This window comes from Sulfurospirillum barnesii SES-3, from assembly GCF_000265295.1.
In the GTDB taxonomy this organism is placed as follows: Bacteria; Campylobacterota; Campylobacteria; order Campylobacterales; family Sulfurospirillaceae; genus Sulfurospirillum; species Sulfurospirillum barnesii.
The window spans coordinates 1957830-1978067 of the sequence record NC_018002.1; the positions used below are offsets into that span (position 1 = coordinate 1957830).

General features: G+C 41.8%; 20 protein-coding genes. 4 read left to right on the forward strand and 16 right to left on the reverse strand.

All coding sequences use genetic code 11. The features are described from left to right. Nucleotides 1-26: 26 nt before the first annotated feature. The 6 genes from SULBA_RS09770 to SULBA_RS09795 all read right to left on the reverse strand — a co-directional run bounded on the left by SULBA_RS09770 (nucleotide 27) and on the right by SULBA_RS09795 (nucleotide 4897). Complete coding sequence (locus tag SULBA_RS09770; RefSeq protein ID WP_014770130.1) at nucleotides 27-1043, reverse strand: putative 2-aminoethylphosphonate ABC transporter substrate-binding protein; 1017 nt, start codon at nucleotides 1041-1043, stop codon at nucleotides 27-29. Nucleotides 1044-1099: 56 nt separating this feature from the next. Further along, nucleotides 1100-1630 (reverse strand): hypothetical protein, encoded by a 531-nt coding sequence (locus tag SULBA_RS09775; RefSeq protein WP_041671846.1) that lies wholly within the window; start codon nucleotides 1628-1630, stop codon nucleotides 1100-1102. Beyond that, complete coding sequence (phnW, locus tag SULBA_RS09780; RefSeq protein ID WP_014770132.1) at nucleotides 1624-2760, reverse strand: 2-aminoethylphosphonate--pyruvate transaminase; 1137 nt, start codon at nucleotides 2758-2760, stop codon at nucleotides 1624-1626. The genes SULBA_RS09775 and phnW overlap by 7 nt, the downstream gene beginning before the upstream one ends. After that, nucleotides 2721-3557 (reverse strand): phosphonoacetaldehyde hydrolase, encoded by an 837-nt coding sequence (phnX, locus tag SULBA_RS09785; RefSeq protein WP_014770133.1) that lies wholly within the window; start codon nucleotides 3555-3557, stop codon nucleotides 2721-2723. The genes phnW and phnX overlap by 40 nt, the downstream gene beginning before the upstream one ends. Before the next feature lie 93 nt (nucleotides 3558-3650). Further along, nucleotides 3651-4319: a 7-cyano-7-deazaguanine synthase QueC gene (gene queC / locus SULBA_RS09790; protein WP_014770134.1), complete on the reverse strand. Its 669-nt coding sequence runs from the start codon at nucleotides 4317-4319 to the stop codon at nucleotides 3651-3653. Further along, nucleotides 4319-4897, reverse strand: coding sequence for a 7-carboxy-7-deazaguanine synthase QueE (locus SULBA_RS09795; RefSeq protein WP_014770135.1), 579 nt, complete (start codon nucleotides 4895-4897; stop codon nucleotides 4319-4321). Before SULBA_RS09795 ends, queC begins: the two co-directional genes overlap by 1 nt. 121 nt (nucleotides 4898-5018) lie before the next feature. On the opposite strand from SULBA_RS09795, the gene SULBA_RS09800 reads away from it, so the two are divergent. After that, entirely contained in the window at nucleotides 5019-5561 is a 543-nt protein-coding gene (locus SULBA_RS09800) for a 6-carboxytetrahydropterin synthase (RefSeq protein ID WP_014770136.1), read from the forward strand. 16 nt (nucleotides 5562-5577) lie between these two features. On the opposite strand, the gene dut is transcribed toward SULBA_RS09800, so the two are convergent. The 4 genes from dut to SULBA_RS09820 are packed head-to-tail and all read right to left on the reverse strand — an operon-like array spanning nucleotide 5578 to nucleotide 9220. Then, nucleotides 5578-6276 carry a dUTPase gene (dut, locus tag SULBA_RS09805; RefSeq protein WP_014770137.1) on the reverse strand — a complete coding sequence of 233 codons (699 nt, stop codon included), beginning with the start codon at nucleotides 6274-6276 and terminating at the stop codon, nucleotides 5578-5580. 24 nt (nucleotides 6277-6300) lie between these two features. Continuing rightward, the gene (locus SULBA_RS09810) at nucleotides 6301-7074 is read right to left on the reverse strand and encodes a patatin-like phospholipase family protein (RefSeq protein ID WP_014770138.1); all 774 of its coding nucleotides are present in this window, start codon (nucleotides 7072-7074) and stop codon (nucleotides 6301-6303) included. Further along, on the reverse strand, nucleotides 7059-7826 hold the full coding sequence (locus SULBA_RS09815; protein WP_014770139.1) for a UDP-2,3-diacylglucosamine diphosphatase: 768 nt from the start codon (nucleotides 7824-7826) through the stop codon (nucleotides 7059-7061). Before SULBA_RS09815 ends, SULBA_RS09810 begins: the two co-directional genes overlap by 16 nt. Further along, on the reverse strand, nucleotides 7823-9220 hold the full coding sequence (locus SULBA_RS09820) for a PhoH family protein (protein ID WP_014770140.1): 1398 nt from the start codon (nucleotides 9218-9220) through the stop codon (nucleotides 7823-7825). Before SULBA_RS09820 ends, SULBA_RS09815 begins: the two co-directional genes overlap by 4 nt. A 250-nt stretch (nucleotides 9221-9470) precedes the next feature. On the opposite strand from SULBA_RS09820, the gene SULBA_RS09825 reads away from it, so the two are divergent. After that, complete coding sequence (locus SULBA_RS09825; protein ID WP_014770141.1) at nucleotides 9471-10979, forward strand: MFS transporter; 1509 nt, start codon at nucleotides 9471-9473, stop codon at nucleotides 10977-10979. Nucleotides 10980-10999: 20 nt separating this feature from the next. Here SULBA_RS09825 and SULBA_RS09830 read toward each other — a convergent pair whose 3' ends face one another. The 3 genes from SULBA_RS09830 to SULBA_RS09840 are packed head-to-tail and all read right to left on the reverse strand — an operon-like array spanning nucleotide 11000 to nucleotide 16654. Then, nucleotides 11000-12394 (reverse strand): efflux transporter outer membrane subunit, encoded by a 1395-nt coding sequence (locus SULBA_RS09830; protein ID WP_014770142.1) that lies wholly within the window; start codon nucleotides 12392-12394, stop codon nucleotides 11000-11002. 1 nt (nucleotide 12395) lies between these two features. Next, nucleotides 12396-15521, reverse strand: coding sequence for an efflux RND transporter permease subunit (locus SULBA_RS09835; RefSeq protein WP_014770143.1), 3126 nt, complete (start codon nucleotides 15519-15521; stop codon nucleotides 12396-12398). Next, entirely contained in the window at nucleotides 15518-16654 is a 1137-nt protein-coding gene (locus SULBA_RS09840; RefSeq protein ID WP_014770144.1) for an efflux RND transporter periplasmic adaptor subunit, read from the reverse strand. The genes SULBA_RS09835 and SULBA_RS09840 overlap by 4 nt, the downstream gene beginning before the upstream one ends. A gap of 115 nt (nucleotides 16655-16769) precedes the next feature. Between SULBA_RS09840 and SULBA_RS09845 the strand changes: the two genes are divergently transcribed. Continuing rightward, the gene (locus SULBA_RS09845; protein WP_014770145.1) at nucleotides 16770-17198 is read left to right on the forward strand and encodes a bacteriohemerythrin; all 429 of its coding nucleotides are present in this window, start codon (nucleotides 16770-16772) and stop codon (nucleotides 17196-17198) included. Nucleotides 17199-17212: 14 nt separating this feature from the next. Here SULBA_RS09845 and SULBA_RS09850 read toward each other — a convergent pair whose 3' ends face one another. After that, the gene (locus SULBA_RS09850; RefSeq protein ID WP_014770146.1) at nucleotides 17213-17887 is read right to left on the reverse strand and encodes a rhodanese-like domain-containing protein; all 675 of its coding nucleotides are present in this window, start codon (nucleotides 17885-17887) and stop codon (nucleotides 17213-17215) included. Nucleotides 17888-17982: 95 nt separating this feature from the next. On the opposite strand from SULBA_RS09850, the gene SULBA_RS09855 reads away from it, so the two are divergent. After that, nucleotides 17983-18408, forward strand: coding sequence for a pyridoxamine 5'-phosphate oxidase family protein (locus SULBA_RS09855; RefSeq protein WP_014770147.1), 426 nt, complete (start codon nucleotides 17983-17985; stop codon nucleotides 18406-18408). A 14-nt stretch (nucleotides 18409-18422) separates the two neighbouring features. Here SULBA_RS09855 and sstT read toward each other — a convergent pair whose 3' ends face one another. Next, the gene (gene sstT, locus SULBA_RS09860) at nucleotides 18423-19628 is read right to left on the reverse strand and encodes a serine/threonine transporter SstT (RefSeq protein WP_014770148.1); all 1206 of its coding nucleotides are present in this window, start codon (nucleotides 19626-19628) and stop codon (nucleotides 18423-18425) included. A gap of 70 nt (nucleotides 19629-19698) precedes the next feature. Further along, nucleotides 19699-20205, reverse strand: a complete 507-nt coding sequence (gene luxS / locus SULBA_RS09865; protein ID WP_014770149.1) for an S-ribosylhomocysteine lyase — start codon at nucleotides 20203-20205, stop codon at nucleotides 19699-19701. Nucleotides 20206-20238 lie beyond the last annotated feature (33 nt).

The window sequence follows — 20238 nt, forward strand, 5'->3', positions numbered from 1 at the left end:
GTGGGGATATTTCCCCACTAACGTATTTATTTTTTTGGTTCAGACTTTGACTCGTAGCGCTTTGACCACTCTTTTAAAATAGCTTCTCTGTTTTTAGCCGACCATGCAAAATCATTTTCAACCAGCATGGACTCATAGTTCGCTGGGATGTGCTCAATGTTTTGTGAAAGTCCTTTGTACGCAACCACCGCAAAATTTTGCGCATACAATTTACTTGCTTCTTCACCCGTTGCCCAGTTAACAAACTTTTTAGCGGTTTCTAAATTTTTACTTCCCTTCACAATCGCCGTCGCTTCCAAATCCCATCCAAGTCCCTCTTTAGGATAGACAATGGCAATGGGTGCACCCTCTTTTTTAGACTTTGCCGCACGGTACTCAAAACTGATCCCGATAAGAAATTCGCCAGCGGCTGCCATTTTGCACGGCTTTGAGCCAGAATGGGTGTACTGACCAATGTTTTCATGGAGCTTGTCCATGTATTCCCACCCTTTTTTCTCACCAAAAATTTTCAACCACGCAGTGACATCTAAAAACCCTGTACCTGAGCTAGCAGGATTTGGCATAACGATTTTACCCTTGTAAATAGGCTTTGTAAGGTCTTCCCAACTGGTAGGCAACGGGAGGTTTTGTTTTTTAGCTTCTACTTCGTTAAAACAAATAGCACTGCCCCAAATATCATTGCCAACCCACATAGGAGGGTTTTTACTATCACGGTATTTGGCGTCAATTTTTTCCAAAGAAGTAGGTGCGTAAGGATGGAGCATATCGTTTTGCTCTAAAAGAACCAAGCTCGTAGCGGCTGTTCCCCAAACCACATCGGCTTGTGGATTGGCTTTTTCAGCTAAAAGTTTTGCCGTAATAACCCCTGTAGAATCCCGTACAATTTTGACATCAATGTCAGGTTGTGCTTTTTGAAAAGACTCCAAATAAGGTTTGACCTGATCAGATTCCAATGCTGTATAAACTGTTAAACTCTCTTTTGCTATTAACGCACTTCCAGCAAGTAGCATACTTGCCACCACACACAATCCTTTTTGAAACATACGCTCTCCTTGGAACAAAATTTTTCAAAGCTTACTCATAGATAACCACAATTTGATTACGGTAACCGCTTTGTAATACCTTGGGCTGTTTTAAAAAGTATGTACATATAAACCGTATTGGTCATTATTAAACCTACAAAAATAGCCAAACGATCATGCTCAAGAAAGGCTACATGTAAAAAAAGAAAATTGGCGCTAAAAATAAGCAGATAGTGCATAAAACTAACATCTTGAGGGGCAATATTTTGAAAACTTTTATAGGCTTGTGCGATACCGCCTATGAGGTTGAGCGAACCAAAGAGTGCCACCAAAAACACACCCGTATCTTTTTTTGAAAATCGCACTCGTTTGCTTTTGCTAAAAATATACCCAAAGGTTAACGTATGGACAAAAAGCTCTAAAATCTTCACAGTACCGATGTTCCCTTTACTCCAAAAAATGTAACCCAATAGTGTAATGAACGTAACCAAATAACCATTAAGCGCTATTCCATCCCCTCTTTTGGTTTTAAATGTTTTATACAATTGAAAAAGATACGCCATAAAAACCAACGCAAAACCACTCTCTAAAGCATAGGGTATCACCAAAACATTGCCTCTTTGATTGCTTCTAATAAGTTGGTAATATCTTTGGGGTAAACATCCCCAATGGTCCCAATACGAAAACTATCAATACAAGACACCTTGCCAGGATAAATGACAAAACCACTCTCTTTGAGCCTGTCGTAAAATGTTTGAAAATCATAAGCGTTGGATAAAGGAGAATAAAAACTTGTAATAATAGGACTTTGAAGCGATTGCTTAACCACGCATGTAAAGCCTAAGGCTTCCATTCCTTTGACTAAGCATTGCTGATTTTCCACATAGCGTGCATGACGCATGGCAATGCCTCCTTCTAATTGAAGTTCATACAAGGCCTCACCAAAAGCTCTTACAACATGCGTAGGAGATGTAAAACGCCATTTGCCTTCGTTTTTTTCCATCACCTCCCATTGATCATATGCATCGAGGCTTAAAGATCTTGCATTGCCTTGACACTGTTTAATGAGCTCTTTTTTAAAGATTATAAACCCAAAACCTGGCACACCTTGAATGCATTTATTAGCACTTGAAATTAACACATCAATTTCTAAAGCATCCATGTCAATGGGAATGCCACCAAAGCTACTCATCGCATCAACAATAAAAAGTTTATTGTACTGTTTTACAATACGCCCAATCGCCTCAATGGGATTTAAAATACCTGTGGTCGTCTCACAATGGGCCACGGATACGGCACGAATAGCAGGGTTCACCTGTAAGATTTGCTCCAAATCTTCAAGGCAAAAGGTCTGCATCTCTAATTCCGTTTGTTTGATAACATCAATACCCATATACTCCGCAATACGTACCATACGCTCCCCATAAGCCCCATTGCTTAAAACCAATAACAGACTTTCATCTCGAGGCATCATAGTTCCAAGGGCAGCTTCCATGCTAAAGGTACCACTTCCTTGCATCAAAACGCTCGTATATTGATTGGTCTTTGAGGCTAAAGTGACCAATTCTGAGCGAATTTCTTGAACGATTTGGTTGTACTCATGATCCCACGTACACCAATCTTGAAGCATAGATGCTCGCACCCCTTTGGTCGTACTTAAAGGACCTGGTGTCAATAAAAGATAAGGATTTTCAGGAATCATTTCTGATGTGAAGCTTGTACAAAACCGACGCGGCATGGTTTCTCTCCTTGCATAATTTTTTCATTGATAATTTCCAAAAGAGGTAAAGCCTCCCAAATACCATCAAGTACATAATGCGCTCCAGCATCGTATAAGCGTTTATACGCATTTAAGCGTTTCTCTTCTAAAAATTCTTTAGGCAATGTTTGCATTTCTTCGTATGAAAGACCAAGCTCGTTGCCACTCATTGCCACACCCACACTCCAACAACCCGCATTTAAACCCTCATGAATGTCACTGATGGTATCACCAATTTTTAGAATAGAGCTAAGCGGATATATCTCAAGTTCAATAGCATTTTTATAAACCATAAAGGGATGAGGACGACCAGGAAGATACACCGATGGGGTAACATAACAATCTGTTGTATACCCTCCCTTAGACGCCTCATGCATCACAACCTCTAGCATAGCAGCTGTATAGCCTGTGGTTGAGCCTAATTTAATATTACGTTGTTTGAGTATTTGAGCAAAATCAACAGCCCCTCGTATGGGCTTAGAGTAGTGTTCCAAAGAGTGAAGTAACGCAGGTTCAAAATGTTTATAAATAGTCTTAGCATCATGCTCATCTGGGTATCGCCCAAACTGATTAAAAAAACGCTCTTTCGTTAATTCTAAAATCGCTTTCGTGTGGTCAAATTTGAGCATTCCCATAAAGCTACGGATCTCCTCAAAACTCACCTCAAAATTATAAAGCTTAAACGCCTCCTTAAATGCCGCCACAGGAGAGAGAGAACCAAAATCAACCATGGTTCCCGCCCAATCACAAATAACCCCTTGAAGACCTTTTTGCATGCTCGCACCTCCTTGATTCTTCAAATTATCCTACATCAAAAGAATCACAAGAACATTACAAAAAAGAATTCAAACAGTTTACATGTAAAACACCTACACCCCCTGCGTGTATGCCTCCCAGCCTATTTTTCGCAACACACATGCAGGGCATTCTCCACACCCATACCCCCAAGCGTGTTTGTGCGTATGTACTCCGTTGTAACAGGTATGCGACTCGTCAATGACCAAATCCAAAACGCCCTCAACCCGTGAGAGCTCAAAGGTTTGCGCTTTGGTGAGATGCATAAGCGGATAGTGAAAGGTAATGTTGGCTTCACTCCCCAAATTGAGCGCTAATTCTAAGGCTTTAACAAACGGCTCTCTGCAATCAGGATAGCCTGAATAATCGGTCTGATTGACCCCAATGATGATATGCTCTATACCTTGCTTTTGCGCAAAGGCGTGTGCTAGAGTAAAGAAAATCGCATTGCGATTAGGCACAAACGAAGCTGGCAAGTTGGTATGCGTCACATGATGCGCTCCAATATCTTGCGTACCATCAATGAGTGCAGAGTCATTGAGCTGAGAAAAGGCATCCAGACTGAGCAAGGTGTTTTTTACATGTAAGACATGCGCTATCTTTTGTGCCTGAGCGATTTCAACACGATGCTTCTGACCGTAATCAAAGGTAATGGTTTCCACCTCATCAAAACGGTTTTTTGCCCAACCAAGGCAGGTGGTACTGTCTTGTCCACCACTAAAAACAACAAGGGCTTTACGCATTACTCCACTCCTAAAAACTTATGCAACTGTACACTTAAGATAAAACGTGGATATTTTTTGACAAACTCCACGCAAAAGGCGACATTTTCAAAATTGGGCTTATCGCTCTCATTTTGAGGCTGAATGAAAATAGGCTTATCGCTTTTAAACTCCAAAATTTTCTCTAAAGGGGCATTTTTCCCCACCACAAACTTCACCTCATGAAATCCCTCTTGAGCGATATGATTCCACTCTTTTGGACTGTAGGTGATCCAATTGGCATTGGCAATATGCGAAAACCTAAATCCATTGGTCTCCACCGCTACAAAGTAACCATGTCCCTGCAAAAACGCAATAAAATCACGAAGGTCATACAACGTAGGCTCACCACCTGTGATAATCACATTCATCGAAAGATAGGTTTGAATGCGCTCTAACACCGCTTCAAACGAAAGCTCCTCATACGCACCTTTATGCAGCTCCTCATCGCAAAAGGAACAACTCAAATTGCACCCATGAAGACGAATAAAAATAGAAGGAACCCCCACTTGCGTTCCCTCACCTTGAATGGAATAAAATATTTCTACAACTTTTAACATAACACTCTTCTTATATTTTTATACCGATATAGTAGTATTTTTAGGCTAAAAAGCACGTCAAAAATCTTCTTTACATCTCTTTTTAGGTATCATTTAAGCATCACATATTAAGGTATATCTCATGCTATGGCAAATCAGTAAAGAGTTCGATTTTTGTTACGGGCACCGTGTCTGGTCACAACAACTCGACTCAGAATTTTCGCTCACAGGCTGTTTAGCGTGCCGTCATTTGCACGGGCATCAGGGTAAAATTGTCGTTTATTTGCAAAGCAATGAACTCAAAAACGGTATGGTCACAGATTTTCACCATCTTAATTGGTTCAAACAATTTTTAGACGCCACGCTCGATCACAAATTTATCATCGACATCCACGACCCACTCTTTGAAACGCTTTTACCGCACTTTTCGGACAAACAAAATCTCCTAAGCCATGAGGCAGGCTACCAAACGCCTGATTTAAGTAAAGTCGTACAGGAAGCAACCCATTTGATTGAGATGTATGAGGGCTACATTATCGTTGATTTTGTTCCTACCAGTGAAAATATCTCAACATGGCTTTTAGGCATTATTCAAAAGAAAATGAGTCGTTTAGGGGTCAAAGTATCGCATGTGGAGTTTTTAGAAACCCCAAAAAGCAGAAGTATCGTCTACAATCAACAGTAGGGGGACGCCCTACTGTTTACGCTTTAGCGTAAGCACCCTCAAGTTTTTTATAGAGTGCCTCAATCGTTGGGGCATTTTCGCCTGAAAGGAATGAGAGCATTACCTCGTTGTCCTCTTTACCATTCCACACTTTTTTATAGTGCCCCTCTTTATAACCGTGGTCTTGTCTAAATTGGTTGAGGACATTTTTTGCCACGTAAAATTTGTAAAGCACTTTAAGATTAATGCCACACTTACGAGAGAGTGCAAAGTACTCTTTTAAGAGCCCATCAAACAAATCCGCTTCAAAACCTGTCATATCGTGGATAATCCCCTCAATGTCATTAATGAGCTCCATTGGATCTGCCGAAGAGAAAGAAAGAGGCTCTTTGGTGAAGGCTTCAAAACCTTGAACGTCTAAGACATCATGCACCAATTTTTCCAAATCACCTTTTCCATTGGTTTTATAATCTTCCAACAACAAACTCATAATAAAATGCCAAATATCCACAATCTCAACGGTGACATTGTCCCAATCCGTCGCTTTGTTAATACTCTTCCAATGTTTCCAACTAAAACTATCAATGAGCTCCGCACACTCCATGTAAATACATCGCTTCCAGTTAATCATGCGGTTATTTTTGGTGTACCCATTTTCCCAACCAATTCCATTGGTTTCATCGTTGAGTTTTTGTTGCAGGGCAAACATTTGTGTTAAATAATCTCTACTAGTCATCGCTTTCCTTCGTTTATAAAAACCCTAGATTATACTTTTTTGCGCCATAAAAGTCAAAAGAGACTCACTCCCTTTAGCGTATCCTAGCTCAAAACAGCGCATCAATTCACCAAAAGTAAACAATCCAAAGGTGGAGAGTTCAGGATCGCTAATGTAAAGATCGCTTTTAGAAATTTGCAACTGAGACGATGCCATAAAGAGCAAAAACAACGAGCGTTTTACCATGGAAGTGAGGGTGTGTTTTGTCGTTACATGTAAAGGGTGAAGATTGACACTCACAATAGGATCATCAAAATCTAAGAGGGGAGAAATAGGAAGATTATCCATAAATCCTCCATCAATTAAAAGATAGTTTTCATAAACAATAGGGCGAAAAATAGGAATGAGCGCTGAGCTTGCAATGGCTAGCTTAATAGCATCGCCCTTGCAAAAACGTACCAACTCACCCCTGTTCATATCCACACAGGTGATAAAAGTAGGAATGCGCATCTCCTCCAGTCGTGAGATAGGTGCAATTTCCCTTAAAATCGCCGCTGTCTCATCAATGCGAAACAAGCCTTTTTGAAAATAATTAAACCCAATCACCTTGCGAAGGGCTTCACTCTTAAACAGACGTATCATATCAAAAGCACTCACGCCTGAGCCCACGCCTGTGGCAATGACCGCTCCAATGCTTGTTCCTGAAATAGCGCCTATTTCAATGCCATGGCGCTCACACGCGGCGATGACACCCAGATGAAAGGCACCCCTAGCCGCACCGCCTGAGAGGGCGAGTGAAATTTTTAGTGTTCCAGCCATGAAATAATCTTAAACTCCCCATCATACGTCTCGACAATAGCGGTACACGACTCCACCCAATCGCCACAGTTTAGGTACTTTATACCCTCAATTTCTCGCATCTCCGCCTTGTGAATATGCCCACAAATGACTCCATCGTAGTGATTACGTCTGGCATGTTCACTTAAAATCGCTTCAAAATCGGTAATAAACGAAACCGAACTTTTCACATGGTCTTTGACATACTTGGAGAGTGACCAGTGACGTTGGTAGCGCAATCTTTTACGACACCACGTTAAAACTTGGTTTACATGTAACAGCATATCGTACCCAACATCCCCCAAAAGGGCTAACCAGCGTTTGGTCATTGTGACACTGTCAAAAAAATCACCATGTGCGATGTAATACCGCTCATTGCGAAGACTTACATACGCATACTCATCCCGAATTTCAATGCTATCGCCCAATGCTAAAGGCAAAAAAGAGCGTAAAAACTCATCGTGATTGCCTGTAATGTAAGTGACCTTTGTCCCTTTTCGTGCCTTTCGCAACACTTTTTGAATGACATCTGAGTGCGATTGCGCCCATTTCATCTTACGCTTAATCGCCCACCCATCAATAATATCGCCCACTAAAAAAAGGTGCTCACACTCGCTGCGTCTTAAAAACTCCAACAACTCATGCGCTTGGCAAAAGCGTGTGCCTAAATGCACGTCAGAGATAAAAATAGAACGAAATGCAAACACCTCTTCATCATTGGCTATTGAACTCATGTGCTCTTATCACTCTCCCCAAAAATTTCATCGGCAAAGTGCGAAAACTTACCACGTACCGATTTATCCAACTCAATCGCAAAAAGCGAGATGTGCGTCTGCTCTTTTTTGGTCTGCTTTAAAAGCGAGGTCAAGCCATTGTTAAAGCGGTTAAGGTACATATTGTCAATTTGGCGGTTTGAGCCAATCACAATGGCTTTACAGTTGTTATCAAGCCTCGATAAAATAAGCTGTGTCGTGTTGTTAGAGCTGTTTTGCCACTCATCTAAAATAACAATGGCATTGGAAAGTGTTCGACCACGAGCTTCTCCAGGCCAAAGTTTTTCGATGTTGTATTTGGTGATGAGCTCTTGCACTTTTTTTTCAATTGCCATTTGAGGCTCTTGGGTATTGTCACGTTTTTTCATACGTTTTTTGGCAATAAACTCTAAGGTATCGTAAAGTGCCATGTTATAAATACGAAATTTCTCGTCATTTCCTGAGAGATACCCCACATCTGCACCCTTATCAACACTCTCAATGGAGTTGCGCACATAGACAATTTTTTCGTAACTCCCTTTGCTGACTAAGCGCATCGCTGCCACAAATGCCATCAAGGTTTTACCACTTCCAGCTCTGGCGTCAATGACATGAATATCGTACATGTTAGAAAGCAGTGCTTTCATAAAAAACTTCTGTTTGAGGTTGATGGGTTTAACCTCTAAACCTCTAAAGTCAAGCTCTTCATTGAGCATATAAATAATCCCCGCAGGCGAGATAATCGCATGTTCAGAATTGCCATCAGGACTGACAAACTCATAGCAATAATTACTGCTTTTATGCTCAGGATCAAATTCGCTGATAAGTTTTTTATCTAAGGTATTAAAGAGTGCTGAATCAAGTGGAAGCTGTTTGACAAACTCAAACTCAGGTACATCGCTTCGATCTTCTCTTAAAGACTCCACCGTGACGTTGTAAAAAAGCCCAAACATACGGGCATACACGTCCAAAGAGAGAAAAATTACTTTATAATCTACATAATACTCCTGCGCCCCCGAGGCAACCTCAAGAATACGTTTATCGTTGGACTCGTTGATAAATTGGGAGTCAATATCGGAAGTATAGAGAGTTTTGGAGAAGAGGTGAATGGCAATATCATCATCATAGCGCATCTTCACCACACGGAAAATCTCACCGCTATCGACCTCTTCCACCTTGCACGAAGCAAGCATACGAGCGAAACTTCTAGCCTGATAGCCTAGCTCACTAAAGTTCTTTTTAAAATCCTCTAGTTCTATGAGCACCGTCTCGGGAATCACAATGATGTTGTTGCCACCATCACACAACTCTTTGATGAAATTGGTATTGTGCAAGATAATGTTGGTATCAAGCACATAAACTTTGTTGACTGACATCCCACTTCCTTTCATACGATAATTCTATGCAAACATTATAACAACTTCGTAACAAAAAAAATTGTTTTTAAGCGTATTTTATAGGCGCAGACACGCAGACTTAAAGAGGCATCATCTCTTTTTACAAAAGTGTGTGCTTCTTTGCATAGACCTATATACTTCTTCTATAAACCTGTAACACCTAAGCTCGGCTTGGGTATGATTTCATTTTGTAACATTTATTACACTTTACGAATTTAGGAATGTTTTAATGCCGTATTCTTATGAAAAACGATGGGCAGGTCTTGGAGCACTGTGCCTTGCTATGTCCATCATTACACTGGACAATACCGTCCTTGATGTTGCCCTTCCCTCTATTTCCAACGATTTATCCGCAAGCATGAGTGAACTGCAATGGATTGTTGATATTTATATTCTCTTTTTTGCCTCTATTTTAATTACCATTGGCGCCCTTGGCGATCAGTTTGGGCGAAAGAGGTTTCTTAAAATTGGCATTGTACTCTTTAGTCTTGCCTCGTTGGGAGCAGGTCTTTCAACCTCAACCGCAGAGCTCATTCTCTTTCGTAGCCTGAGCGGTTTTGGTGCGGCATTTATTATGCCCTCCACGCTCTCCATCATCACGCATATGTTTACAGATTCTGATGAGCGCATGAAAGCCATCGGACTTTGGTCAATGATCTTTGGACTCAGTCAAGGCTTTGGACCGTTAATTGGCGGTTTCATCATCGAATACACTTCATGGCACTGGGTCTTTTTTATCAATTTGCCCATTGGGTTGATTGCCTTTGTCTATGCCTCATGGGTTCTGCCTGAATCGCACAATAAAAATGCGAAAGCAGACCTTGTGGGCATGCTACTTTGTGTGATTTTTTTGTTTGCGCTCACCTATGGCATTATCGAAGCAGGGGTAAAAAGTTTAAGCGATGCAACGGTTCAGATAAGCCTTATCATAGGGCTAACCGTTTGTGCTCTTTTTATCTTTTGGGAGAGACGATGCTCTCACGCAATGATTCCTTTTGAGCTTTTTAAAAAACGTACCTTCACCATTCCCTCTTTTGCAATTGCGCTCATTGTTTTTGGGATGGTTGGCTCCATGTTTTTCTTTTCACAACTCTTCCAAACCGTACAAGGCTACAGCGCTTTACAAGCAGGTTTATTGCTGATGCCTATGACCTTAGGCGTTGCAATAGGCTCTAAAATTTCACCCAATGCCCTCAAAGCCTATGGCATGCCTTTGAGTATTGGTGGCGGCATTATTATCTCAGCCCTAGGCATGGTACTTTTTGTGTTCACGATTACGATACATATGCCACTTTGGGCAATTCTGGTTGGATTTTTAATTCAAGGATTTGGGATGGGTCTTTCTATGCCACCTTCGACACATTCGATTATGAGCTCTATTCCAAAAGAAAAAGCAGGTGTAGGCAGTGCTCTTAATGACACCACCATTGAGCTTTCTGCGGCAATGAGCATTGCCATCTTAGGGAGTTATGTCAACCATATTTATCTTTTACATGTAAAAGAGATTGAGGCAGAGCCATCGCTTTTAAAAGCGCTTCAAAACTCTATTCAATCCGCCCATCAGGCAATAGCCTCACTTCCTAATGTTGCGGCGCATGATCATTTGTTAACCCTTGTCAATCAAGCCTTTATTGATGGCATGTATCACACGATGATTGTAGGATGTCTTCTCTCGATACTAAGTGGTAGTTTAGCGATTTGGCTCTTACCAAACAATGCGCAAGAGCCAAAGCAATAACATCTTACATGTAAAGCATTTTACGGTTGATTTTGGGTGATTCCACCGCCCAAAACACGGTAAAGCGTGACACGGTTTATAAGCTCTTCAAGCCTTACATTAATGAACGCTTTTTGTGAACTGTAAAACGAACGCTGAGAGAGAAGCGCATTTAAGTAGGTATCGACCCCTTTTTGATAGCGTGCGTCATAAATAGCGTAACTGTTTGCATTGGCTTCCACCAAAGCTTTTTGAGCATCGTACTGTTCAAAAATGGTCGCACGGCGTGAAAGCGCACGCTCCACTTCGCTAAACGCCGTTTGTATGGTGGCTTCATAGGTGGCTAGATACAGCGCTTTTTTGGCTTTGGCATAGTCCAAATTCGCATCCCTCTCGCCCATATCAAAAATGGGGAGCGTCACAGTGGGAGCAAACGACCAAATTTTAGACGTGCCTCCATCAAAAAGCCCTGTTAAGCTGTTCGTCCCAACACCACCTTTGGTTGTAAGCGTAATAGAAGGAAAATACGCCGCTCGTGCCACCCCAATGTTAGCATTGGCTGATTTAAGATTGTGTTCAGCACTCAACACATCAGGACGATTCAGTAAAATCTCTGAAGAAAGCCCCACAGGCACATCTAAAAGCCACGCTTGAGCCTCCTCTTCTAAGCCTTTAGGCAGATGAACATCTGCCACTTTTGCGCCCACTAAAAGCTCTAACGCACTTCTATCGTGCGCCACTTGAGTCGTATAATTTGCAACATCTACTCTGGCTTGTTGGTAAATACTCTGTGCGTTGTACAAGGAAACCTTCGTATCTACCCCTAAATCTACCCTTTTTTGCACCACTTCTAAAGAGCGTTTGGCACTCTGTTCTGTCTGTTTAGCAAGGTGTAAAAGCGTGGTATCCGAGGCATAGCTTAACCATGCATTGATGGTTTCTGCAATGAGTGCAATACGTACGGTTTTTTCTGCCTCCTCTACCCCTTTGTAACTTTCAAGAGACGCCTCACTTTGGCTTTTTACTTTACCAAAAAAGTCCAACTCATAACTGCTTAACCCAACCGTAGCCGTAGAACTTTCTGAGATAGCAGTACTCTCTCCTGAGATAGAACGTGCTTTTGAACCCGTGGCAGAAGCATCAATACTGGGAAACTGTGCACTTCGAGTCACACGATACGTCGCACGTGCCATCTCAATGTTGGCTACTGCTTTTTTAAGATCACGACTCTGCTCTAGGGCTTGTGCAACCACCGCTTGCAAGGAAGGCTCTTGAATAAACGCTTCCCAGCTTAAATCCTGAGGATTGCTTTTTTGCACCGAAGTATTCACATCAAAAGTTGATGGAATGGGCGCAGTGGGACGCACATACTCTGGCGCCATACTCATACATCCCACAAACAAAAAGGGGATTAAAACCAGACTGTATTTTTGCATTTTACACCTCCCCTATCATGGTCGCATGATGGCTACGCTTTGGAAAAAGACCACGCACCAAAACGAAAAAGAGTGGTACCAGAAAAATGGCTAAAAAGGTTGCACTCAGCGTCCCACCAATAATTCCTGTTCCAATGGAAATACGACTGTTCGCCCCTGCTCCACTGGAAAGTGCCAAAGGTAAAACCCCTGCAATAAACGCTAAAGAGGTCATCAGAATCGGTCGAAGTCTAAGCTTCGCTCCCTCAATCGCCGCCTCCACCAATCCTTTGCCTTGATTGTATGCCATCTCGGCAAATTCCACAATCAAAATAGCATTTTTAGACGAGAGCCCAATGGTCGTAAGAAGTGCCACTTGAAAATAGACATCGTTGTTCAAATCTCTCAAAGACGCCGCTAAAACAGCGCCAAAAATCCCTAAAGGAATAACCAATAAAACTGAAAAAGGAACCGCCCAACTCTCATACAAAGCAGCCAAACATAAAAAGACCACTAAAATAGAAATGCTATACAACGTCACCGTTTGACCACTGGATAATCGCTCTTGATACGAAAGCCCACTCCACGCAAAACTTGTACCCATAGGCAATGTTTCTTGCAATGCCTCCATCTTATCCATCGCCACACCTGAACTTACCCCTTTGGCAGGTGCTCCTTGAATTTCATACGATGCCAATCCATTGTAACGGGTCAACACTTGCGCACCATAACTCCAATACGTCGTTGCAAATGAAGAGAAAGGCGTCATGACATCATTTTTACTTTTTACATACCATACATCTAAATCCTCAGGCTTAGAACGATAAGGCGCATCCCCTTGCACATAGACTTTTTTAACCCGACCACGATCCACAAAATCATTGACATACTTGCCTGCCCATGCGTAACTGAGTGTATCATCAATAGCAGAGAGAGAAAGCCCTAAAGCAACAGCCTTATCTTCATCAATCTTTACATGTAACTGGGGTGTCTCCCCCAAACTTCCTAAGCGAACAGCCGTAAAAAGGCTCTCTTGACGTACCTTATCTAAAAAAGTCTCTTGAAGATTTTTCAATGTTTCCCTATTCGTATCCGCAAGCGCTTGAAGCTGAAAATTAAAGCCATTGCTCTGACCTAAACCTCTAATAGCAGGTGGATTGAGTGAGAAAATAGAAGCATCCCGTACCTGTGATAAATTTTTTGTTGCACGAGAGGCGATGGTATCGGAGCGATTTTCTACCCCTTTACGCACATTCCAATCATTTAATGCAACAAACGCCATACCTGCATTTTGTCCATTACCACTGTAATTAAAGCCTGAAATGGTAAAAATAGCTTCGGTATTATTGCTCTCTTTGTTTAAAAAATAATGCTCTACTTGATTAGCAACCGCATTGGTACGCTTAAAGGATGCTCCCTCAGGTAAATTCATTTGCACCATGATATTGCCCTGATCTTCCTCAGGTAAAAAGCCTGTCGGTAGCCGTAAAATAAGCAGTGCCATCACAGCAGTAATCATTCCATACACAACAATCCATCGTAACGGTTTTGCAATCACCGATGAAACATTGCGTGTATAACGGGCAATAAAGGCATCAAACGTGCGGTTAAACCATCCAAAAAAACCATGAGGATGAGTCTCTTGATGCGGTTGTAAAAAAGAGGCACACAAGGCAGGGGTTAAGGTTAATGCCACAATCACAGAAAGCACCATCGAAGAGACGATGGTAATGGAAAATTGACGGTAGATAACCCCTGTGGAACCACTAAAAAATGCCATCGGTAAAAAGACGGCTGAGAGAACCGTTGCAATACCCACCAATGCGCTCGTAATCTCCCGCATTGATTTTTCAGTCGCTTCCATTGCAGAGAGTTTCTCTTCACGCATAATACGCTCAACATTTTCCACCACAACAATCGCATCATCCACCAAAAGACCAATGGAAAGTACCATCGCAAACATGGTAAGCGTATTGATCGAGTAACCAAATACTTCCAAAACACCAAAGGTACCCAAGAGGACAACAGGAACGGCAATCGCAGGAATGAGTGTTGCTCGCCAATTTTGTAAAAAAACAAACATCACCACAACAACGAGTAAAATTGCTTCAAAAAGAGTTTTAACCACCTCTTCAATGGAAACTCGAATAAACTTTGTACTATCCCGTGGATAGGCGACATCAAATCCTTCAGGCATACTTGCTCGCATCTTTTCAACCGTATTTTTAACACGATTGGCTGTAGAGAGGGCATTGGCTCCTGGTGCTAAAACAATGGCTAAACCTGAAGCAGGGTAACCATTGAGTTTTGTCATGGTCGTATAACTCTCACTGCCTAATTCAACCCGTGCCACATCACGCAATCGAACAATTGCCCCACTACTATCGCTTTTGACAATAATATTTTCAAACTGTTCTGGCGTTTGATATTGAGATTTGGCAGTGACCGTCGCATTGAGTTGTTGTTCATCATTGCTAGGAGATGCACCGATACTTCCTGCTGATACTTGCACATTTTGATCTGTAATGGCACTGCTTATATCTGAGGGCATTAAGTTATACGAGGCAAGTTTATAGGGATCAACCCATATACGCATGGCATACTGTGCACCAAACACCTGAACCGTTCCAACACCCTCAAGTCTTGCGATAGGGTCTTGTAAGGTACTCAGCAAATAATCTGCTACATCCACAGATGTTCGTGTATTGCTTCTATCGTATAAAGAGAGAATCATCAAAAAATCACTTTGTGCCTTACTGACACGCACCCCTTCATTTTGAACCGATTTTGGAAGACGTGTGGTAATTTGTGCCACTTTATTTTGCACTTGTACTTGTGCGGTGTCGGCGTCTGTTCCTTTTTCAAAGGTAACACTCATGCGAGCACTGCCAGCAGAACTGCTACTAGAAGAAAAATATAAAAGACCATCTAATCCTGTGAGCTGTTGCTCAATAATCTGCACCACACTGTTTTCCACCGTTTCAGCAGAAGCCCCTTTATAGGTAGCATCAATACGAATGGTAGGCGGAGCAATATCAGGGTATTGCTCCACAGGTAAGTTTAAAATCGAACCAATACCTGTGAGCATAATAACAAGAGAGATAACCCATGCAAAAATGGGTCGATGAATAAAAAAGTGAGCGATCATTGCGCTTTACCTAAACTTTGCGTGACATCCACCACGATGACACTATCACCTTTTTTCACCTTATTGATTCCCTCAACCACCAAACGATCTCCAGCACTAAGCCCCTCACGAATCAACCATTTATCTTCAATGGCACGTTCTGTCCTAATTTTACGTACTTCTATTTTATTCTCAGCGCTCAGCACCATTGCGGTTGCATTACCCTTTGGATCACGAGAAATACCTTGCTGTGGCGCTAAGAGGGCTTGGGTCAAAATGGCTTCATCCATCATTGCACGAACATACATCCCAGGAAGCAAAAGTCCTTTTGGGTTTGGGAAAATCGCCCGAAGTGTCACAGAGCCTGTGCTTTCATCCACCGCTACTTCTTGAAATTGTAACTCACCTTTATGGGCATATATGCTACCATCTTCCAATTTCAACGAAAGATGTACACTGCCTTTTTCAACACCTTTTTGTTCCAATAAAGCACGAAGTTTTAAAAGTTGTGTGCTCGATTGTGTCATATCCACATACATAGGATCAAGCGCTCTTATCGTTGCCAAAGCGGACGTTTGATTGGTGGTAACCAAAGCGCCCTCTGTTACACTTGAAATACCAATACGCCCACTAATAGGAGCTTTGATTTTGGTATACGCTACATTAATACGTGCACTCTCTAGGGCTGCTTTTTTCACATCCACCGTTGAGAGCGCTTGCAAATACGCACTTTTAGCATCCTCCACATCTTGTTTGGAGACACCCTCAATGCTCAGTAACTCTGTATAGCGTTCGTATTTAAGACGACTTGCTTCGACACTGGCTTGCGCATTTGCAAGGCTTGCTTTTGCCTCTTCGTATGCGGCTTGATAACTTGCATCATCAATTGTGTATAAGATGGAACCTTGTTTTACCAAATCGCCTTCTTTAAAAAGCCTTTCTTTAATGATGCCTCCAACTTGTGGGCGAATCTCTGCACTCATTGAAGCTTTGGTACGACCTGCCATCTCTTGTGTCAGGGTTAAACTCTGAGTGCTCAGTGTATAAGCACCCACCGTTTTTAGTGTCACATTGTTTGGTGGAGGTGTTTGTTCGCAGCCAAAAAAGAGAAATGGCAGTAGAAGAAAAAGAGGCTTTAGGGTTTGAAAAACCATGGTCATTCCTTAGAAAATATGTGTGACATTCTAACGCACTTTAGTTAACAAAACCTTACCTAAAAATCTCAAAAGCGTGCTAAAATATCCCTAAACAATTCAAAAGGTAGCGACCGTGATTTTAGAATGGAGTGAACGCTTTAGCCTACACCATGAAAAGCTCGATGCCCAACATCAAGAACTTTTTGCCCTTGCCAATGCCGCACAAAATCTTGACCCTAAAACCTCCAGTAAAATAGAACTCTCAAAACTGTTTAAAGAGTTTTACACCTATATGGCAAAACACTTTAAAGAAGAAGAGGCGTACATGCAAAGCATTCACTATCCTCTTTATATCCAACACCACAAGATGCATCAAAGTATCATTGAGGGGATGAATCAAATTCTTCAAGAAGAAAAAAGTATGGAAGGCTTGCAAGAGAAGATGAAATTTATTGCGCAGAAGTGGCTGGTGGAGCATATTTTAGAGAATGATCTTAAGATCGAGAAGTGGCGCAAAAGCATCACCGTAAGCGATGAAGACCTTCACGCACCTCTGTCTTAAGCTTTACATGTAAGCTATTTTTTTGAAATCACACTAAATCCAAACAAAAGCCAATCTTGCAAACCACCACGATACCATAGAATTTTCTCTTTAGGATACCCCATTTTCACCAACTGATCGATCATCATATGCGACTGGGCACACCACGAAGCGTTGCAAAAAATAAGTGCTGTTTTCGCATGGGAAAAGTCGAGTTTTCCCTCATGTGAAACAATGCCAAGCACGTTTTTCATGTGCTCAAAATCTTCGGGAAAATCCGCGTCGTATGCCACTTCATCAAAAGGAAGGTTCACACTTCCAGGGATGCTCATTTGCTCAAACCACTCTTGTTTGCGCGCATCGACAAGCACATAGCGATCAGGGTGAGGCGTTAATTTATGTTGAATAAACTCCAACACCTCCACTTCACCTACGGTGATGATTTTAGGATCTAATTGCATCGGTTGGATTTTCCCCACCGTTGTCACCACACTTTTTTGGCATAGGGCTGGAACGTTTTTGCCTGCGAGATTGCCGCTAAAAATATCTTCTGGCAAGATATGCACATCCAAACATTCACGAGGAATCTGTCTCTCAATCGTGACCGCTTGTTGATTGTGTACGGTTTTAACGCCTGTATATTGCAAGACCTGAGGATTTTGTGCAAATGCGTAGACCCCAAACACGCTTAATAAAAGCCCTCTCTTCATCCGTTCTCCTTTGAAGGGTGTTGGTTTATCATAATGAAGCTGCCATTTAAAAGTGAACAAAAAAATATGTTATACTTTTTTTCAAAGGAAACACCATGCTTGATCCCAAAATAGAAGCGTTTTTAAAGAAACATCATCTGCTCACACTCGCTACATGTAAAGCAAATCTGCCCTATTGCGCCTCGTGTTTTTACGCCTTTATTCCAGAGCGTGCGACGTTGGTTATCGCCACCGATGCCAATACAAGACACGGGAGGGAAGCCCTTGAAAATGAACAGGTTGCAGGGGTGATTGCATTAGAAACAAAACTGGTGGGGAAAATTCAAGGGGTTCAATTTAGCGGTGTTTTTAAAGCAGCGAATGAAGCGGAGAAAAAAGCCTATTTAAAACGTTTTCCATACGCCATTGCGATGAATCCACAGCTGTGGAGCATCGAAATTGCGTATCTGAAATTTACAGACAATACCCTAGGGTTTGGCAAGAAATTGGAGTTTGTAAACCCCAATACCCCACCAAACTAGTTTACATGTCAAGATTATACTTTAATCGGTGCATCCGAACATGCGGCGGTAAAGACAACATCGGTTGAGCTGTTAAGCGCTGTTTCTGTAGAATCTTGAACCACACCAATTAAGAAACCAACGGCAACCACTTGCATAGCAATCTCATCACTAATTCCAAAAAGACCACACGCCAAAGGAATCAGAAGCAAAGAACCACCCGCAACACCTGAAACACCTGCGGCGGAAACACTCGCAAGCACACTTAAGAGTAAAGCCGTGGGTAAATCCACTGAAATACCTAAGGTATGCACGGTGGCTAGCGTTAAAATGGTAATGGTAACGGCAGCACCTGCCATATTAGCCGTTGCACCTAGAGGAATCGAGATGGAATACGTATCTTCATGCAATCCCAATTTTTTACACAATGCCATATTCACAGGAATGTTTGCCGCAGAGCTTCTGGTAAAAAATGCTGTCACACCACTCTCTTTTAAACACGTAAGTACCAAAGGATACGGATTGCTTTTGGTTTTCAAAAACACCAATAAAGGGTTGATAAATAATGCCACAAAAAGCATCGTTCCTACCAAAAGCACTAAAAGCTTTCCATACCCTAACAAAGCGGTAAAGCCTGTCTCAGCAAAGGTTTCAGCCACTAAGCCTAAAATACCAAATGGAGCCAAACGAATCACACCTTGAACGATTTTTGTCATGGCATTGCTGATGTCTTGCATGACTGCTTTAGTCTGTTTGCTGCTATGATGCAACGCAATACCAGCGGCTACTGCCCATGTAAGCACCCCAATATAATTCCCCTTAGCCAATGCATTAATAGGATTATCAACCATGCTGACCACAAATCCTTTAATCACACCCACAATGCTTTGAGGTGGGGTTAAGCCTGCTTCTGGATTAATTAAAACCAAACTTACAGGAAACGAAAAACTAACAAGTACAGCGGCCAATGCAGCTAAAAAAGTACCAATAGCATACATGATAATAATGGACTTAATGTTGGTTTGAGCCCCTACTTCTTTGGTTGCAATGGCTGTTGAAACCAGAATAAGAACCAAAACAGGCGCAACCGCCTTCAGTGCCCCTACAAACAATTTACCTAAAATTGAAACCGCCATGGCAGCACTTGGAGAAATCATAGCAATAACCACTCCTAGCACCATACCCATTAAAATGAGAACAATCAAATTGCCCTCTTTATACCGTGAAACCAAACGCTCCATTCTCACACCTTTATTCAAATTGAATCTTAAAAATTAGATTGTAGTTAAAAAGTTCTTAGAGCCTCTTAAACTAAACGTGAAGATGTTTGAGGTCTAGTTTGAGTGCCGTATTGTCCATCACCCCAATGCCTTTTTCAAGGATATTGGATGCAATAGCATGGGCTTCTTCCAAAGAGTGCATGGTGTATGTTCCACATTGGTAGACGTTAAGCTCTGGAATATCGCTTTCTGCCTTTACATGTAAAACATCTTCCATAGATGCCATCCACGCATCAACAACCCTTTGTGCTTCGGGTGTTCCAATCAAGCTCATATAAAATCCCGTACGACATCCCATCGGAGAAATATCAATAATTTCTACCCCATCGCCATTAAGATGACTACGCATAAAGCCTGCAAAAAGATGCTCTAAGGTATGAATGCCTCGCTCAGGAAGAATCTCTTGATTGGGTTTGCAAAAACGCAAATCAAAGACGCTAATGTCATCCCCCTTAGGTGTTTTCATGGTTTTAGCAACCCTTAGTGCAGGGGCTGGCATTTTAACGTGATCGACACAAAAACTATCCAATAATGGCATGTTTTATCCTTTTTTTAATGGATTATAGCAAAA

Bases quoted from the DNA above. Each gene is read 5' to 3' on its own strand.
- SULBA_RS09770 (WP_014770130.1), bottom strand. From the start codon at position 1,043: ATGTTTCAAAAAGGATTGTGTGTGGTGGCAAGTATGCTACTTGCTGGA.
- phnW (WP_014770132.1), bottom strand. From the start codon at position 2,760: ATGCCGCGTCGGTTTTGTACAAGCTTCACATCAGAAATGATTCCTGAA.
- phnX (WP_014770133.1), bottom strand. From the start codon at position 3,557: ATGCAAAAAGGTCTTCAAGGGGTTATTTGTGATTGGGCGGGAACCATG.
- queC (WP_014770134.1), bottom strand. From the start codon at position 4,319: ATGCGTAAAGCCCTTGTTGTTTTTAGTGGTGGACAAGACAGTACCACC.
- SULBA_RS09795 (WP_014770135.1), bottom strand. From the start codon at position 4,897: ATGTTAAAAGTTGTAGAAATATTTTATTCCATTCAAGGTGAGGGAACG.
- SULBA_RS09800 (WP_014770136.1), top strand. From the start codon at position 5,019: ATGCTATGGCAAATCAGTAAAGAGTTCGATTTTTGTTACGGGCACCGT.
- dut (WP_014770137.1), bottom strand. From the start codon at position 6,276: ATGACTAGTAGAGATTATTTAACACAAATGTTTGCCCTGCAACAAAAA.
- SULBA_RS09810 (WP_014770138.1), bottom strand. From the start codon at position 7,074: ATGGCTGGAACACTAAAAATTTCACTCGCCCTCTCAGGCGGTGCGGCT.
- SULBA_RS09815 (WP_014770139.1), bottom strand. From the start codon at position 7,826: ATGAGTTCAATAGCCAATGATGAAGAGGTGTTTGCATTTCGTTCTATT.
- SULBA_RS09820 (WP_014770140.1), bottom strand. From the start codon at position 9,220: ATGTCAGTCAACAAAGTTTATGTGCTTGATACCAACATTATCTTGCAC.
- SULBA_RS09825 (WP_014770141.1), top strand. From the start codon at position 9,471: ATGCCGTATTCTTATGAAAAACGATGGGCAGGTCTTGGAGCACTGTGC.
- SULBA_RS09830 (WP_014770142.1), bottom strand. From the start codon at position 12,394: ATGCAAAAATACAGTCTGGTTTTAATCCCCTTTTTGTTTGTGGGATGT.
- SULBA_RS09835 (WP_014770143.1), bottom strand. From the start codon at position 15,521: ATGATCGCTCACTTTTTTATTCATCGACCCATTTTTGCATGGGTTATC.
- SULBA_RS09840 (WP_014770144.1), bottom strand. From the start codon at position 16,654: ATGGTTTTTCAAACCCTAAAGCCTCTTTTTCTTCTACTGCCATTTCTC.
- SULBA_RS09850 (WP_014770146.1), bottom strand. From the start codon at position 17,887: ATGAAGAGAGGGCTTTTATTAAGCGTGTTTGGGGTCTACGCATTTGCA.
- SULBA_RS09855 (WP_014770147.1), top strand. From the start codon at position 17,983: ATGCTTGATCCCAAAATAGAAGCGTTTTTAAAGAAACATCATCTGCTC.
- sstT (WP_014770148.1), bottom strand. From the start codon at position 19,628: ATGGAGCGTTTGGTTTCACGGTATAAAGAGGGCAATTTGATTGTTCTC.
- luxS (WP_014770149.1), bottom strand. From the start codon at position 20,205: ATGCCATTATTGGATAGTTTTTGTGTCGATCACGTTAAAATGCCAGCC.